Genomic DNA, 16,798 nt, shown 5'->3' with positions numbered 1-16,798 from the left:
GTTATTATGCTTGCAATTGAATCATGATCTTGGGCATCATACATTCACACAACCTTATATAAATAAGGTACACAATGCCTGTCGTGGGTAAAGGGACAATACCCGTGTTTTTATCATCACAGGTAAGGGACTCAACAAACAAAGATTATCAATCGGCCTATGAAAAATTGTTTTACACGAACATTTGATTTTTCAGTTCATGAACTTCCTTCCGTTATTTTCAATCTTACCGCTGACGGCGTGATGTTAACGGATTTACAGCGAATAATTATCGACGTGAATCCTGTATTTGAACAAATAACCGGTTATACCCGAAGTGATATTATTGGTAAAACACCCAGAGTCTTATCCTCTGGCGTGCACAACCCTGAGTTTTATCAGGCCATGAATGAAACGCTCAAGCAACAAGGTTACTGGTGTGGCGATATATGGAATAGAAAAAAAGATGGCACCATCTATCTGGAAAATCTATCCATTACCGCCATCAATGATCCAGACAATGAACCCGCGTTTTATTTGGCGATGTTACGGGATATCACCAAGCAGAATTTATATAAAGAAAAATTACGCAATGAGTCTCTTTACGACCCGTTAACCCAACTACCTAACAGAAAATTACTTGCCGAAAAGCTGCAAAGTGCAATACATCACGCAAATCAAAACAATAAGCAAATCGCCGTCTACTTCCTTGATTTAGATGCATTTAAAGCCATCAATGACTCCATAGGCCATAATGCGGGTGATAAAGTACTTACAGAAGTCTCCAAAAACCTTGCTCAATGCTTACGAGATGATGACCACATCGCCCGAGTCGGAGGTGACGAATTCGCCGGGGTAATTTCTAACCTTGAAAACCATTCAGATTGCTTTCCTATTTTGCATAGAATATTACGGGCAGCATCACAACCGCTAAAAATCAATGACCGCTTAGTTTCACTATCTGCCAGTATTGGCGTGACTTTCTATCCTCAGCAATCTCCCCTAGAAGGCGAACAACTATTGCGACAGGCTGATGTTGCAATGTATGAGGCCAAACAAAGCGGAAAGAATGTGGTTAAACTCTATGACGAAATTGATGCCTCGAAAGAACGAAAAAATAAGCAGGTTCTTGATGAAATATCTTTAGCAATAAAACAAAATCAATTAATTCTGCTCTATCAACCTAAAATAAATATGCAAACCGGTGAGTGTATTGGTGTCGAAGCATTAATACGATGGCAGCATCCCCATCGAGGATTACTCTCGCCTAATCGATTCATACCGTTAATTGAAGAACACGCATTATCCATTGACTTAGGTTACTGGGTCATTGAAAACGCCCTCAAGCAAATATCTCAATGGCAGTCTCTTGGTTTCTCCATACCAGTAAGTGTAAATATAACCAGCAAGCATATTCATCAAGATGATTTTTTAGCCAATTTAAAGCAACTACTGAGCGTTTATCCTCATGTTACCCCCCAATTTCTGGAACTTGAAATTGTAGAAAGTTCTGTTTTATACGATGTAGATCGCGTTGCGGACGTGATACAGCAGTGCAATGAGTTGGGAGTAGCGGTTTCTCTGGATGATTTTGGTTCTGGCTATTCATCACTTTCATACCTTAGAAAGTTGCCTGTCTCGAAGTTAAAAATTGATCGTAGTTTTACCAGCAACATACAAAAAAACACCGCAGATTTAAGCATCATTGAAGCCGTTATGGCATTGGCCAACGCCTTCAATTGTGAAGTTATAGCGGAAGGTATAGAAAATGAGGAGCAAGGCTTATTACTGTTAAAACTTGGCTGTAACAAGGCTCAAGGCTATTTCATTAGCAAACCCACAACCAGCGAACAAATTATCAAATGGCTTGAGCAAAAAATGACGGTTGGTAGCTGGAGACAACAAATTAAACTGGAAGATGAAGCCTTACTCCTTACCTATGCCATTGTTGAACACCGTGGTTGGCTAGAAAAATAAAATTATTCTTACTTAATATAAACGTGTCGCTACCAAAACTCGACCATAGTCAATGCCTTTTTACTGTTTGGTATAACCGTTTAGCAAACATCATGCAAAATAAAAACTGTGATACTTTTGTGATAAATCCCCCCTATTGTTAGGATATTTACTTCATAAACTGTGCTTACTTAATCAAGGAGACAGTTATGAAACTCAAACAAACAGCAAAATCATTGGCCATTATCTCTACCTTATTATCAGCCGCTCAAGTTAACGCCGCGGATCTGGATATTACCCTTGTAAACCTCACCCACTCAATTTCTTTTACCCCAGTACTGGTTGCTGCCCACGGTGAAGACACATCCTTATTTACCCTGGGTGAAGCCGCAAGCTTGTCATTACAAAAAATGGCAGAGGGTGGTGACACATCAGGACTAAAATCCGATGTCACCGCTGTCGGTGGCGTTAACCTAGATCTTACCGATGCCCCGACATTAGCGGGTGTGACGTCCATGGGTTCTATTGATACAGGCAGCAACGAATACTTATCCCTCACCGCTATGTTATTACCTACAAATGACGGTTTTGTGGGCTTAGACAGCTGGCACATCCCCACCGAAGCCGGTACCTATACCATTATGCTTAATGGTTATGATGCGGGAACTGAAGTGAATGACGAAATCGTCAATGGTGGCGGCGAAGTGGGTGTGGCGGGTATTCCAGCCGATCCAAGTGGTAATGCAGGAAGTGGAGGTACAGGGGCAAGCTTCAACGAAGGCAATACTACTGTTCATATTCACCCAGGCAATATTGGCGATACGGATGCAAACGGCGGTTTCTCTGACTTAGACAGTACAGTACACAGATGGTTAAACCCTGTGGCTAAGCTGGTCATTACCGTTAACTAAGGGAAGATTAGGCATGAAAAAAATTCAAACATTTAAACTTGTCGGATTAATCGCAATGACGGCTATCTTGTCAGCCTGTGATTTAGATGGCAACGACCACGCTAGTGCTGACGACACGGTTGAGCCAATCGAAACACCTCAAACCTATGTCTATGAAGTGACCCTGACGAATATCACGCAAGGGCAAATGATTTCACCACCGGCAGTGATTACCCATGCCGCTGGCGTGAAGTTATGGGAAGCAGGCGAACCGGCAAGTGTCGCTTTAGAAATGCTCGCCGAAAGCGGCGATAGCAGCGAACTCGTCGCCCTACCCGACGTTGAGCACAGCGTGGCAAGCGAAACGGGTCTTGCGCCTGGTGAATCCCAAACACTGACACTGGAACTCAGTGACACCGACTCCATGAGCCTTAGTTTGGCGGTAATGCTAGGTATTACCAATGATGCTTTTACCGGCGTGACCGATTTAGATATTAGTGGTCTAGAACTGAATGAAAGCTATCAACAATCCTTAATGGCCTACGATGCCGGCACGGAAGAAAATGATGAAATTGCTGTGCCTGGTATTGGCGGCGAAGGCTTCAATGCTAGCCGTGAAGGTGACGTGGACCGAGTCGCTGTTCATGCCGGTATACTCACCGAACTTGAGTTAGCCACCTCGCTTTTACTACCCGAACACAAATTTGATAATCCAACCGCCCAATTAATTATCACTCGGGTGCAATAAAATAGTCATTGAACCGCTCTTATCTATATACCTTATAGATAGGAGTGGTTACTTCAATGACCAATAAGATTTTATTAGTTGAAGATAGTCGGGACATTGCCAATATTATTTCCATCAATTTATCGATGATGAATTATCAGGTTGTGGTCTTTCACGATGGCACTGAGGCCTACAAACAGTTAAATCATCACTATGATCTGGCCATTTTAGACATCACACTTCCAGGTACCGATGGACTTAAATTATGCAAGCGATTGCGTCAATTACAACCGGATATCCCGATAATCATGTTAACTGCGAAAACCTCGGAATTAGATGTGGTGAAAGGCTTAGAAAATGGCGCAGATGATTACTTAACAAAACCGTTTTCGGTGTTGGAATTACAAGCCAGAGTTAAAGCCCATCTTCGGCGCAACCAAGGAAAGGAGCCACTTGAGGCCGCAAGTAAACAAGTGTTAACTTTCGGCGAATTGACCATCGACCCTAATCTCTATCAAATACAGCTTAGCGATTCGGTTTTAGAATGCACCGCAAAAGAATTTGAGTTGCTGTATTTCTTAGCGCAGCAACCCCAACGGGTTTTTAGTCGAGAGGAATTACTCCACAGTATTTGGGGATGCCGTCGTGAAGGCTCTGCCCATACCGTCAATTCTACGGTGAACCGCCTTCGTTCGAAACTCGAAGCAGACCCCGCTAACCCACTTTGGTTAAAGACCGTTTGGGGTGTTGGCTATAAATTTTCCTATTAAAAGACATTATAAAATCGAGATTACTCATGTTCCGAACACTCGCCAGCCAACTTACCCTCGCTATCAGTGCTTTATTCATTATTGCTGCCTTTGTTTTGTTTCAGTGGTATTTACATAGCAGTGAAAAATTTGCCGATGAGGTAGAGCAAGTTTTACATCGAGATTTGGCGGCTCATATCGTTCACGATAACCCCCAATTGGAAAGCGGGATCATTGATACCGAAAGCTTAGTGTCGGCGTTTCATACTAAAATGCTACTGGGACCGGAATGGGAGTTTTATGCCCTTGATACTAAGGGTAAAGTGCTGGCCTACTCTGCGCCGGAAGGTGCGGTTAAACTTAACAGCGTGGATCTAAAACCGATAGATGATTACCTTAATGGAAGCCACTTTCCTGTTTACGGAGACGATCCAAGAGCACTCGGATCGCAAAAAATATTCTCGGTGACCCCCATTATCAGTGCGGCATCATCCCAAATCCAAGGTTATCTGTACGTGATTATTGGCGGCCAAAAACGTGATTCAGCCACCGCTTTACTCACCGGTAGTAAGGTAATAAAAGACAGTGCTTTTATACTTGGCATGGCGATTTTATTTGGCATTATCGCCATGTTATTGGTGGTAATAATTATTACTAAACCCCTTAAAAAGCTAAGCCAACGCACCCTTGAATATGTCAAAAACGACTTTGCCAACCTAGATACCACATCAAACAGTTGGTTAAAAAGCAAAGAGATTCAAGACTTAGAGTTAAGCTTTATTTCATCAGCGCAGCATATTAATAAGCAACTCAACCAAATAAAAAATACCGAGCAGTTGCGACGAGAATTGCTATCTCATATTTCCCATGATTTCAAAACGCCCATGACCGGCCTTAACGGCTATTTAGAAACCTGGTTAATAACCCCCGAAGAACAGCGCAAGCCGGAGCTCGTGCATCTTGCCTATCAAAACAGTCTGCAAATCAATCAACTGGTGGATCAACTTTTTGAGTTAGCTCGGTTAGAAAGTGGCGATATTCAGTTTATCCCCGAGCCGGTAAATGTGGTAGAGCTCGCCTACGATGTGATGCAGCGCCTTCGTTTTCAAGCAGAACAGCAACAGGTTCAACTTCGCGTCATCGCCGAGACCGAGCACGGGATTGTGGCCTATGCCGATATCAGTAAATTAGAGCGAGTATTGGTGAACCTCATTGATAATGCCATTCGTCATACCCAAGCGAGCGGCATGGTGAAAATTGAAATCAATGATTATCAAGACAAAGTGGCCATGAGCATTATTGATAACGGGCGCGGTATTCATCAAAATGAACTCGAAGCCATCTTTGAACCTAAATATCAGGCCTCTAATAGCCAAGCAAACATTGCCAATGCAGGGCTAGGATTATCCATTGTAAAACGATTACTGGACATACATAAAAGTGTGATCCGCGTCACCAGTCAACCAGGAAAAGGCAGCCGTTTTACCTTTGAACTGGCAAAAGCGGCATTGTGAAATACGATGAAGTGATACCCGATAAAATGCACCATATTTGCCACCTTACCACTTGTGTATTGAGCGCCCAAAAGCGCAAGAGTATGTATACAATGGAAATGACACACCATGCACACTATTACCTTTTACGACGCAGTCCTAATATCGCAAGACCAAGGGTAAGTAACACGAATGAGTTGGGGGCTGGCACTGAAACACTGACATTCTGGTAAAAATCCACTTCATCGGTAAACGTCCATGGCCCATCTAAGGAAAATTCCAAGTTCAGTACAAAATAGCGGGCTGTTTGATTGAGTGCAGATAAAGTTAAGTCGCCGTGAACCAGATTATTCGCTGTATTTTCAGGTACGTAAAGGGAGTGAAAGGGGGTGCCCCAAGTCACACCATCCACACTTGTGCCCACACTAATGGATGGAAATACCACATCGTTCAGTCGGTCCTGTACCGTCCCCACAATAATTTCATTTACCATGGTAAGCGCACCAAAATCAAACACGATATAGACGCTATCATCTGTCCAACCTAACCATTCATAAGCATTACCATTACCTAAATCGGCTTGCCAAATATGCGTCCCATATAAACCATCAATCAGTTGGCTACCCGTTTCATCGTGATAACAATACGAACCGCAATCTGTGGCTTGCAGAACACTGTAGCTCAGCGGGTTAATTTCAACGAGCGCTCCATTCGCCCCCATCGCCCAAGGAAACAAAAATAACACGACATACTTAAAATACTTATTCATAACAACTCAATTTATACTGACATTTCTTTTACATATGCCAAATACGAGCCATTTTTAACTATATGTTTAAAATGAATTTATTTTATTTAAATGCAAGTCATGTAAAAAATATCGACAGTATTGCGATAAGCATCACCTTGTGAATTACAGGAACTAGCGCCTTCCCAAACGCTATGCAATACTTCACCGGATACACAACGATTAACAAGAGCAGTACGTGGTTTATTTAGTTGCAGTTACAGTATTATGGGCGTTTTCCTTTTCCTTAATTGGGGAATATTTAGCCGGTGAGGTGGACAGTTATTTTTCGGTACTCACCCGTATTTTACTTGCTGCCTTGGTATTTTTACCCTTTCTTAAGCCCCGTATGCTAAGTATAAAACAAAAAGTCACTCTTGCTGGGCTGGGCGCTTTGCAGCTCGGTATGATGTACATCTTTTTTTATCATTCCTTTTTGTATCTAACCGTACCTGAAGTATTGCTTTTCACCATCTTCACCCCGCTTTACGTAGCTATACTTAACGATGCCCTGTTTAATCGGTTTACGCCCTTTCACCTCGTCTGTGCACTGCTCGCCACTGCAGGGGCGGCCATTATTCGCTTTCAGGGTATCAATGAAGATTTCTGGCAAGGCTTTCTTATAGTACAAGGCGCTAACCTTTGTTTTGCTTTTGGTCAGGTCGGGTATAAAAAGCTGGCCTCTTCCTTTCACTCAAACCTAACCTACCACAATGTTTTTGCCTGGTTTTATCTTGGCGCCCTCGCCATTGCCCTGCCCGCCTTTGTTATATTTGGCAATAGCCAACAATTGCCCCACACAAGTACTCAATGGGGTGTACTCCTATGGCTTGGCGCAGTGGCATCGGGCTTAGGTTACTATTTTTGGAATGCAGGGGCACTTAGGGTTTCTGCGGGTACCCTGGCCATTATGAACAATGCATTAATCCCGGCTGGATTGGTGGTAAACCTCATGCTTTGGTAAAAAGACACCCATTATGGTCGACTGGCTTTAGGGGGAACTATCATCGTGATTGCACTGTGGTTGTCCCAAAGGCACGAGAAAAAGAAAACAACACACGAAGCGAAAACGTAAAAACCATCAATGCCATAGAAAAACAGAGCGCAATACCCATTAAGTGCGCTGATAACAGCTATGCATTTCGTAATCTTTTCTGGGACCTTTAACTTGCCAGGTAGAGGACCACTGCGGCCAGGTTTCAAAACCGTAACTGACTTTGTAATGGTCATCACCGCATAGGTGTTCCCCATTGGGCTGGGCGGCACTAAAGGAATGAAAATAGCGAATATCGTCAAATAACACATCAAACTGATTCGTCGAGGACTGCTGCCAAATGTAGCTGCGCTCGGCCTGTAAAACCTTTCCATGGGGCCCCGAGACCTGCCCTGACTCATGGTAAAGCAAAGCCTCGTCCCGCCAGCTGAAACTCGCCTTGCCTGCAAACAAAAAGGTATCGCCGCTGCGCTGCACAATGGTACGAGAAAGTTGCCAAAGACCCACAAAGTCCTCTAGGCATGACGGCAATGGTTTTTGTGGTTTTGCATTGACGGGCAACGCTGGGGGTGTCGACGAGCCTTTAATCACTACAGTTAGTACTTACAAATGACGATAGTATGGGATATAAGGGCATAGCCCCAGCAATTCAATAGCCTAAGGCTACACAGAAAAACATCACACAATGGTCTGTACTCACCTGCCAGCCTGTCATTTAGAGGGAAAGCCCTGCTAGCTCCACAACACAAAGAGGGCCGCTAGGCCGATTAACAGTAAGCCGACAATTTCATGGCTAGCCACCCGCTTTTTAAGCCAAAATACGGAAATAAGCATGGTTAACAACACTTCTATTTGACCTAACGTTTTCACATACGCGACGTCATTTAAGGTCATGGCAGTAAACCAGCATATGGAGCCTGTACAACTGACAAAACTGGTGGCCGTGGTGAGTTTTAGGCTATGACCGAGTTGTTTAATGGTGTTAGGGCGACGAAACCCAATGTAGCTGCACAACAGTAGGGTTTGGATACAAAGGATCCATAGCAGGGTCCAGGCTGCACTGTGGTAGCTGGGTAACGGCAATAGATGACTTAATTCCCGTACAAATAACGACGTAAAGGCAAAGCAGGAACCACATGTCAGACCAATCAGGGCGGTCGATAGACTAACACTACCTCCCCGTCTAAATCCGCTCAGCACAAACACCGCGATGGTACCGATAATAATGCCTAGCCATCCTAGCAGCGTCAGCACGCTACCAAAAAACAAGGTACCAAATACGCCTGCCACCAACGCTTCACTTTTTGCTAAGCCTGCCCCTATGGCAAAATTCTTTTGTTTAAACAGGATCACCATCAGTGATGTCGCTGCGATTTGCAAAAGTGCCGCTGCCAGCGCGATAAGGACATATTTTACGCTAAAATGGGGGACGTCTGCCGGTTCAAAATAGTACAGTATTAATAGGTAAAATAGCGCCATGGGCGGCGCAAACAAAAAGCGGGATAAGGTAACCCCCGAAGTACTGACACTCTGGCTTAACTGGCTTTGAAAGGCATTACGCAAGGTTTGAAACACCACGGCGAATACAGTAAATACGGCCCAACTCAAAATAACTCCAACTTAACGATAAACAGACAAAAGCACGAATGACTCTTGGCTGAAGGCTAAAATTCACAAGTGGCAATCCTTCGATGCGGCTCAATAAATGATTGTTTATCCGTCCGCTCTACTGGCACACGCAGACTGCAATAAACGTTAAGCATAGCGCTTGGCCGCTAGGGCTTCACGCTGTTGCTGAGCAAGCAACTGGGCTAAGGCATTTGCCACATAGTCGATATGCTGTGCCGCCAGTGTCATGGCATGCTCGGTGTCACCGGCTATCACCGCCTTGCCTAGTGCTAGGTGCTGTTCCAATAGCGTTTGAGCACAATGACGCTGGTGTAATATTTCACTGCGACTGAAAAACATACCACTGCGATTTAAGCTATACAGGGAGGCCATCATATGGATCAGCGTGCGGTTATGACTGGCGTGTACAATGGCCATGTGCAACTGGGCATCTAATTCTAAGGCCTGAGACAGATCGCCTTGTTCATCAGCCCGTACCATCTCATCAAGAATGGTCTGAATGCCTTGTTTATCTTCAGCGGTGGCCCGCGCACTGGCCAGCTGGGCAGCGAACACTTCCTGACTTTTACGGTATTCAAGGTGATCCTGAATAGCCCGGGGATGACGACAATATAACGCTATCAAGGCCGGCGTCATCACATCGCCACTCAAGGGAGCCACCACCGCTCCACTCCCCGGATGAATTTCTAACAACCCACGCTCTTCTAAAATACGTAATGCTTCACGCAATTTCGGCCGCGACACCCCTAATTGTTCCGCCAGTATACGTTCAGCGGGCAATTGCATACCACTGCGTAAAATACCGTCGAGAATATAGTTTTCCAGTTGTTCCACCACCGCTTCAGATAACGAATGTTGTTGCACCGATTCAAAGATTTCGGTGGGGCATTTCGTTTGTGATTCATTGGCGATAGATGTGGCTGATTTCATAAAAACTCGGGCAAACAGGGAGATCAATAGAATGATGGCAAGTTTACCTGTGCTTCCCAAATAAGAGTAGCTTTTTGTGGTAAATAAAATTGACCAAATATAATCGGTAAAGTATGTTTACCAAAACCATACAACAATAAGCCCCATTATGAGACTCAAAGATTGCCACAATTATCATGACTTTCGGAAACTAGCCAAACGTCGCTTACCCAGCCCAATTTTTAACTATATTGATGGCGGCGCAGACGATGAAACCACTCAACGACGCAACAGCGACAGCTTTGAGGCTTGCGATCTTGTACCCAATGTATTGCGGGGAGTAAAAGACATCGATTTGTCGGTGACCGTCATGGGGCAGAAACTGGCCATGCCTTTGTATTGTTCTCCTACTGCTTTACAGCGCCTTTTCCACCATCAAGGCGAGCGAGCTGTAGCTGCTGCTGCGGCTAAGCATGGCACCATGTTTGGCGTATCGTCTTTAGGTACAGTCAGTCTGGAAGAGTTACGTAGAAAACACGACAATCCCCAAGTTTACCAATTTTACTTCCACAAAGATCGGGGGCTCAACAGTGCTATGATGCAACGGGCAAAAGAAGCCGGTGTGGAAGTGATGATGCTTACTGTTGACAGTATTACCGGCGGCAATCGGGAACGGGATTTACGCACCGGATTTTCCATTCCTTTTAGGCTGACCTTGGGCGGCATCATGCAGTTTGCCATTAAGCCTATGTGGGGGATCAATTACGTTACCCATGAATCCTTCAGTTTGCCTCAACTTGATGAACACATCGATATGGATGGCAGTGCCATGTCCATTGGCCGTTATTTCTCTGAAATGCTCGATCCTGCTATGAATTGGGATGACGTGGCCAAAATGGTTCAAGAATGGGACGGCCAATTCTGTTTAAAGGGCATTATGTCGGTAGAAGATGCGAAAAAAGCCGTGGATATTGGCTGTACGGGGATCATCTTATCCAACCATGGCGGACGTCAACTGGACGGCTCACGGGCGCCCTTTGACCAACTCAAAGAAATTGTCGATGCCGTGGGCGATAAAATTGATGTGATCATGGACAGTGGCATCCAGCGTGGCTCTCATGTGGTAAAAGCACTGGCACTGGGAGCGAAAGCCGTGGGCGGTGGACGCTGTTACTTGTATCCGTTAGCCGCAGCAGGCCAGGCCGGTGTGGACCGGGCCCTTAGCCTGATGAAAGCCGAGATCCAGCGCGATATGATGCTAATGGGTTGCCAGTCGGTCAGTGATTTACATGAAGGCATGCTAAGGTTTCGTTAGTTGCAACACGACCTTACGCACTAAAAGCCAGATCCTGTATCAATAATCCAGCTAGCTACGTGATGCCACGGTGTGGCGTTCCTTGCGACCACATAAAGGGCCCATTAACTGGGCTCTATGCATAAAATTTGTCGTATTTTTTATTGAAAAGCCCCTTACAACTTAATTGGTCGCGGGGGCGAAACGTATTTTTCCGGCTTCAACGGACATATTTAACGGAATAGTCGCTAGCCAAGCCACGCCCGGTTGGCTGGTGTCTAACGTATAAACTGGATTCGTTTTTAAGTAACTATTGACCAACGCCATTACATCGTCACTGACTGGTGCCAAATTACCGCTAAAGCCTCCCGTTTCAATGCTGCTGTCTAATAATGTTAACGATTGTACGTAAATGGCTTTTTCACTGGCATTATATGATGGAGCACCTTCTAAACTTAAGGTCACTTTGGCCGGATAAGTAAACCCCAACATACCAGCAATGGCATCTGCATCTACCGTTAGACGTATTACATTTCGGTTGTCTGGGCCAATATCCACCGCTAAATCGTTTAGGGCTATTTCAACGGGAACCCCCAGCACTCGGGTATTATCGTTTAATTTAAGCAGCTGTTTACTCAGCACTGTTTCGAGTTCTGAATTGTTTACCGTATAAGACGTTAACGATGCTAACGAACTACAACCCCAAATACAGATACTCATTAAGAAAAGCAGTAATACACGCATGGTGCGCCTCTAAAATTATAAACAATAAATCAATGTACCACGACTACAGCGAGAACATCATCGGGTGATCCTGATTACCTTGATATAAAACTTAGCAGATAACGTCAATTTTACGTAAAAATAGGCCATCCATAACCCCCCGCCTCCATCATTATTGCAAATGATTATCATAATCAATATTATACAGGCAATTTTTTAGTCACTGCATTATTTGCTCACTATGTCATTATCCCTTACCTACACTATTTTCACTGCGTGCACTCTATGGTTAGTTGCGTCTGTCGCTGAGGCTGCATCGTCAGAATCTAATATAAACAATGACAGTGTTACCAATGCCCCGCAAATACCTGATGATGAACTCCAGCATATAGAAGTGACTGGACGGGCCTTATCTTTGTATAAATCGGACAGCGCCAGCTTAGGCATGAGAACCGATACACCCATTGATAAAATTCCCCAGAGTATCCAAGTAATCACCCAGGATCTTATGGAGGATCAGGCCGCCTATGAAATCTCTGATCTTTATCGGTCAATTTCAGGGGTCTCCTACAATAACTTTTCCACCGTTACCATGCGCGGGTTTGCCCAAGATGAAATTCTCTACGATGGGTTAAAAGGTGATCCTTTCAGTGGATTTTCCATTCCCCAACTGTTTTCTATTCAACAAATTCAAGTATTAAAAGGGCCGTCCGGTGCGGTGTACGGCGCGGGCGATTCAGGTGGTGTGATCAACTATGTGACCAAAAAGCCCACTTACGAGGCCATCAACACGGTGGAACTAGGCTTAGGAAATAAGGATTTTTTAAGCGGCAGTATTGAATCCTCCGGACCTGTCAATGAGGCCGCATCTCAGCGTTACCGCGTAGGGGTTTATCTGAGCGATGAAGGTTCCTACCGCAACAATGTCGATGAACAAAACCAAAGTGTTGATTTAGGGTATAGCTGGGATATTAACGATAACAATACCCTTACTGTCCAATACAACCACATTTATCAGCATATTGATGGCGCAAGGTTGCGGGGTATTCCCACTGACGACAATGGTAACTTTTTAACCGACACCTCCTGGAACAATAACGAGGCCACCGACTATCAGGAACTCACCGCCAATGTTGTGCAGTTAAATTTAAGTACCGATATTAATAGCGGGTTAACCAGCCAGTTAAATGCCCGCTTCTTTACTAATGAAGAAACCCAAAAATATCACGAGTTAAATGCTTTAATCGATAGTGATGACGATGGGGAATACGATGAAACCAAGCGCCAATACCGAGATCGATACGAACAAAATAAAGGGGCATTTTTAGCCGGTTATGTGGTGGCGGAGCTTTCGAATCATACCCTTGTGCTCGGCACGGATTACACCTATAACGACAATGACTTTTTGTACTATCGTGCAACCGGGGAAGACGACGGGGTGTCGAATTTAAGTTTGTTCAATCCTGTGTATGGTCAGGATGACGCCGATGACTATGTCTTATCCTTAAACGCCGATGAACATACGGTACTCAATCAACTAGGTCTATTTGTTCAAGACCAATGGGATATCACAGAGAAACTCAACCTTGTTGCAGGCGCCCGTGCTGACTACATCGATGAAGATTTCTCAGATTATCGCAATGCGTCCACCGCGTCTTATCATGATATTGGCTACTCTAGCCGCATTGGCGCTACCTACGCGGTAAGTCCGGCGTTGATCCCTTACGTGTCTTTTTCCACGGGCTTTTCCCCACAATCGGCAGAAGACCAAAACACCTCCGAAGACGGCAGCTTATTTGATCCGGAAGAAAGCCAGCAATTTGAAGTTGGCGCCCGAAGCTATTGGTTCGATAAAAAGGTGAACCTGAATCTGGCCGCTTTTCATATAGAACGTAAAAATATGCTGGCCGAAGATGTGGATAACGATGACTACAACGTTGCTATTGGTAAAATACGCAGCCAAGGTATCGAGGTTGATGTGCTAACAGATATCACCTCCCGCTGGGTAGCCAACATCAATTACGCCTACAACGACGTAGACGTAAGCGATACCGATGACGATTATCGCTACACCGCCAATATGCCCCGTCATCAATTAGGTGTGTGGACACGCTACGATTTCCCCAGCATTCACTCTTCTATTGCCCTGGGGTTGGATTACGTCAGCGAACAGCGAAACCGCAGCAACCAGATTGTGAAACCCTATACAATTTTTGATTTGTCATGGCAAAGTCAATGGCAGGATTGGACGTTTCAAGCCAACATCAAAAACCTGTTTGATAAGGAATATGCCATCAGCGGCTTTACCGAAACCATTGGTTCCTATGTGGGCGAACGTCGCCGACTTTATCTGATGACATCCTACGATTTTTAGCAACAACTTACTTATAACGCCACAATCTGATCTAACATGAGTGGGGCGGTTCGATATAACAGTGTTTGTCGATCAAAGATTTTTTCATCCGTGTTTATCAATAATTTTAGAAACTTTGATTCACATTCAGCAAAGTGAACCGTCACACTGCCCTTTTCATAGGAAAAGTCATCGTCCGTAGCTGTAATTAGCATTTTCCATTGATGCCCGTCGTCTGAGCGCCATAATTGTACATTACGAGGCGGTAAAAAATGTCGGTGTAAGCCCGGCGTATAGCCTAAAGTAATCTGACTAAATGTCTCCTGATGGGCTAATTCAATTTCTATTGTTGCTTCCCCGGTTGGGAATTCAACCCATTGGTCAGCATGAAAAACATTTTGCCCCTGACTAATGCCGCATACTAAGGTTTTCTCTGGTTGGGGATTCCATTCTCGGTTTACCTTACAGTGAGCCAAATTGACACGAGCACCAATAAGTTTATTTTCCACACTTTGAAAAAGACTGGTAGGGAAATACCTGCCTGTGACTTTGCATTGACCTTGAACCCTGACGGTTGTATTGCCCGACACGACAAAAGGCCCCTTATACGGTTGGCCATGTTTTGGTTCCGTACCATCGACCGTATAAAGCCAGGCGATATCATCCTCTATTTCACGATGAAAACTTATCTTGTGACATGCCCCAAGCCCTACTCCGTGAAGTTGAGATTGTATTTGGGGAGCGTAGATGGCCTCTGATACATTCAGCCCCATCAATGCAAATCGCTGTAAGAGATATTGTAAACGTCGACTAAAATCAGCCCAGTTCTTTTCCGGTTGTTGTGACCAGGCCACTTCCGCTAACGCCGTCATTCTGGGTAAAACCATATATTCTACCCTCTCAGCAGAAACAACATATTCACTCCAAAGCTGCCCCTGAATACCGATAATATTGGCCGCTGCGGGCGTATCACGCATAGGCTCAGGTATAGGCTCGAAGTGATAGACCTTTGAGGTGGAAGTAAGACCGTGAATGGCCATGTGTTCGTCAACGGATTTAGACTGATAAAAATCAAAATAGGTATGTGAAGCAGGGCTCATAATAACCTCATACCCCGATTTAGCGGCTTCAAAGCCCACCTCGGCATTTTGCCAGCACATTATGGTTGTGCCGGGTATGTCGCCGCCTTCTATCACCTCATTCCAACCGATGGGCTTTTTACCCAAAGAAATAATGATATCGGAAACATTTTTGATAAAGTAATGATGCACACTATCGTAGCTTTCCCAGCCATGGGTTTGCATAAGTGTGCGAACAAAATCACTGTGTTGCCACTGGGTTTTCACCACTTCATCACCGCCGAGGTGAATATAGTCACCGGGAAACAGATCGGCAATATCAGTAAACAAGGTGCGGAGTGCGTCAAAGGTATCACTGGTGGGACACAAAACATGTTGAAAAATACCGAAACTTTCTTCCACTGGCGGCTGATTACCCGCACAACCAAACTGTGGGTAAGCATGTAAAAATGCGGTAGCATGCCCAGGAAGATCGATTTCTGGTACCACCATAACGTGTTTTGTTTCGGCATAGGCCACAATCTCCCGCACCTCGTCTTGGCTATAATAGCCACCATGGGGCACGCCATCACCTTCAAAAGGTCCATCCAGCGTGTGCCCTACTACGGTTTGATTACGCCATGCCGCCGATTCCGTCAATTTAGGAAAGGAGCGGATTTCAATGCGCCAGCCTTGATCATCGGTAAGGTGCCAGTGAAAGCGATTGATTTTATGTAGGGCGAGTAAATCAATAAAATGCTTAATAAAGGAAACTGGCATAAACCGGCGGGCCACATCCAAATGCATGCCACGGTAGGAAAATCGAGGGCTATCTTTTATATCAACAAGCGGTATAGAACAGCTTTGCTGATTCCCTTTAGACCCAGAAAAAGCCTCGTTGGGTATCAATTGACATAGGGTTTGAAAGGCATAAAAAACCCCAGCCGAGGAACGAGCAGAAATATGAATCCCCTTTTCCTTTACCGTTAAACAATAGCCTTCCCTATTAAGCGCGGCATTTTGGCTAACGGTTATTGTCGCCTCCCCATTAGCATCCCGCACGCCTTGTTGTTCACTGACCGAAGGTGTGGCGATGGTATGAAGCACAAAAGTCACAAAAAGTTGTGATTTAAACCAGTCTTGCCACCTTGCAACCTCGTTTACAAAGTCCTTACTGGCATACACATCTACACACGAGCCCAATACAAACTCCCCAGCATAAGAAACACACTGCAAAGGCTTAGGTATGATATTTTG

Annotated in this window: 13 protein-coding genes and 1 pseudogene; 8 read left to right on the top strand and 6 right to left on the bottom strand. The window is 44.7% G+C overall.

The genetic code is table 11. The features are described from left to right. The first annotated feature begins 159 nt into the window (after positions 1 to 159). From V5298_RS11850 to V5298_RS11830, 5 genes are all read left to right on the top strand, one after another. Positions 160 to 1,956 (top strand): putative bifunctional diguanylate cyclase/phosphodiesterase, encoded by a 1,797-nt coding sequence (locus V5298_RS11850; RefSeq protein ID WP_332931656.1) that lies wholly within the window; start codon positions 160 to 162, stop codon positions 1,954 to 1,956. 188 nt (positions 1,957 to 2,144) lie between these two features. Continuing rightward, a complete protein-coding gene (locus tag V5298_RS11845) occupies positions 2,145 to 2,846 on the top strand; it encodes a spondin domain-containing protein (protein WP_216030485.1) in 702 nt (233 codons plus the stop codon). 13 nt (positions 2,847 to 2,859) lie between these two features. Then, positions 2,860 to 3,573: a spondin domain-containing protein gene (locus V5298_RS11840; protein WP_332931655.1), complete on the top strand. Its 714-nt coding sequence runs from the start codon at positions 2,860 to 2,862 to the stop codon at positions 3,571 to 3,573. Between the two features lie 56 nt (positions 3,574 to 3,629). Continuing rightward, entirely contained in the window at positions 3,630 to 4,322 is a 693-nt protein-coding gene (locus tag V5298_RS11835; RefSeq protein ID WP_332931654.1) for a response regulator transcription factor, read from the top strand. Positions 4,323 to 4,348: 26 nt separating this feature from the next. Further along, on the top strand, positions 4,349 to 5,815 hold the full coding sequence (locus V5298_RS11830; protein ID WP_332931653.1) for a HAMP domain-containing sensor histidine kinase: 1,467 nt from the start codon (positions 4,349 to 4,351) through the stop codon (positions 5,813 to 5,815). Positions 5,816 to 5,933: 118 nt separating this feature from the next. On the opposite strand, the gene V5298_RS11825 is transcribed toward V5298_RS11830, so the two are convergent. Beyond that, positions 5,934 to 6,563 carry a PEP-CTERM sorting domain-containing protein gene (locus tag V5298_RS11825; protein WP_332931652.1) on the bottom strand — a complete coding sequence of 210 codons (630 nt, stop codon included), beginning with the start codon at positions 6,561 to 6,563 and terminating at the stop codon, positions 5,934 to 5,936. A 217-nt stretch (positions 6,564 to 6,780) separates the two neighbouring features. Here V5298_RS11825 and V5298_RS11820 point away from each other — a divergent pair. Continuing rightward, positions 6,781 to 7,656 (top strand): annotated as a pseudogene (locus V5298_RS11820) (EamA family transporter). A 39-nt stretch (positions 7,657 to 7,695) separates the two neighbouring features. Here the strand turns inward: V5298_RS11820 and V5298_RS11815 are convergent. From V5298_RS11815 to V5298_RS11805, 3 genes are all read right to left on the bottom strand, one after another. After that, positions 7,696 to 8,082 carry a DUF6314 family protein gene (locus V5298_RS11815; protein WP_416351173.1) on the bottom strand — a complete coding sequence of 129 codons (387 nt, stop codon included), beginning with the start codon at positions 8,080 to 8,082 and terminating at the stop codon, positions 7,696 to 7,698. Positions 8,083 to 8,307: 225 nt separating this feature from the next. Next, positions 8,308 to 9,183, bottom strand: coding sequence for an EamA family transporter (locus tag V5298_RS11810; protein WP_332931651.1), 876 nt, complete (start codon positions 9,181 to 9,183; stop codon positions 8,308 to 8,310). Positions 9,184 to 9,330: 147 nt separating this feature from the next. Further along, positions 9,331 to 10,134: a FadR/GntR family transcriptional regulator gene (locus V5298_RS11805; RefSeq protein WP_332931650.1), complete on the bottom strand. Its 804-nt coding sequence runs from the start codon at positions 10,132 to 10,134 to the stop codon at positions 9,331 to 9,333. Positions 10,135 to 10,282: 148 nt separating this feature from the next. On the opposite strand from V5298_RS11805, the gene V5298_RS11800 reads away from it, so the two are divergent. Further along, positions 10,283 to 11,428 (top strand): alpha-hydroxy acid oxidase, encoded by a 1,146-nt coding sequence (locus tag V5298_RS11800; RefSeq protein ID WP_332931649.1) that lies wholly within the window; start codon positions 10,283 to 10,285, stop codon positions 11,426 to 11,428. A gap of 162 nt (positions 11,429 to 11,590) precedes the next feature. On the opposite strand, the gene V5298_RS11795 is transcribed toward V5298_RS11800, so the two are convergent. After that, complete coding sequence (locus V5298_RS11795; RefSeq protein WP_332931648.1) at positions 11,591 to 12,151, bottom strand: DUF1439 domain-containing protein; 561 nt, start codon at positions 12,149 to 12,151, stop codon at positions 11,591 to 11,593. Positions 12,152 to 12,371: 220 nt separating this feature from the next. On the opposite strand from V5298_RS11795, the gene V5298_RS11790 reads away from it, so the two are divergent. Continuing rightward, entirely contained in the window at positions 12,372 to 14,504 is a 2,133-nt protein-coding gene (locus V5298_RS11790; protein ID WP_332931647.1) for a TonB-dependent receptor, read from the top strand. Positions 14,505 to 14,515: 11 nt separating this feature from the next. Here the strand turns inward: V5298_RS11790 and V5298_RS11785 are convergent. Next, the coding region (locus tag V5298_RS11785) for a beta-N-acetylhexosaminidase (protein WP_332931646.1) at positions 14,516 to 16,798 on the bottom strand (2,283 nt) is incomplete at its 5' end.

Origin of the sequence: Alteromonas sp. 14N.309.X.WAT.G.H12 (assembly GCF_036697315.1) — a bacterium.
In the GTDB taxonomy this organism is placed as follows: Bacteria; Pseudomonadota; Gammaproteobacteria; order Enterobacterales; family Alteromonadaceae; genus Alteromonas.
The sequence above is the reverse complement of the archived record's forward strand: the minus strand, read 5'-3'. Positions and strand labels throughout refer to the sequence as shown.

What these genes read in the sequence shown, in the direction of transcription:
- V5298_RS11850 (WP_332931656.1), top strand. Translation starts at nt 160, where the DNA reads ATGAAAAATTGTTTTACACGAACATTTGATTTTTCAGTTCATGAACTT.
- V5298_RS11845 (WP_216030485.1), top strand. Translation starts at nt 2,145, where the DNA reads ATGAAACTCAAACAAACAGCAAAATCATTGGCCATTATCTCTACCTTA.
- V5298_RS11840 (WP_332931655.1), top strand. Translation starts at nt 2,860, where the DNA reads ATGAAAAAAATTCAAACATTTAAACTTGTCGGATTAATCGCAATGACG.
- V5298_RS11835 (WP_332931654.1), top strand. Translation starts at nt 3,630, where the DNA reads ATGACCAATAAGATTTTATTAGTTGAAGATAGTCGGGACATTGCCAAT.
- V5298_RS11830 (WP_332931653.1), top strand. Translation starts at nt 4,349, where the DNA reads ATGTTCCGAACACTCGCCAGCCAACTTACCCTCGCTATCAGTGCTTTA.
- V5298_RS11825 (WP_332931652.1), bottom strand. Translation starts at nt 6,563, where the DNA reads ATGAATAAGTATTTTAAGTATGTCGTGTTATTTTTGTTTCCTTGGGCG.
- V5298_RS11805 (WP_332931650.1), bottom strand. Translation starts at nt 10,134, where the DNA reads ATGAAATCAGCCACATCTATCGCCAATGAATCACAAACGAAATGCCCC.
- V5298_RS11800 (WP_332931649.1), top strand. Translation starts at nt 10,283, where the DNA reads ATGAGACTCAAAGATTGCCACAATTATCATGACTTTCGGAAACTAGCC.
- V5298_RS11795 (WP_332931648.1), bottom strand. Translation starts at nt 12,151, where the DNA reads ATGCGTGTATTACTGCTTTTCTTAATGAGTATCTGTATTTGGGGTTGT.
- V5298_RS11790 (WP_332931647.1), top strand. Translation starts at nt 12,372, where the DNA reads ATGTCATTATCCCTTACCTACACTATTTTCACTGCGTGCACTCTATGG.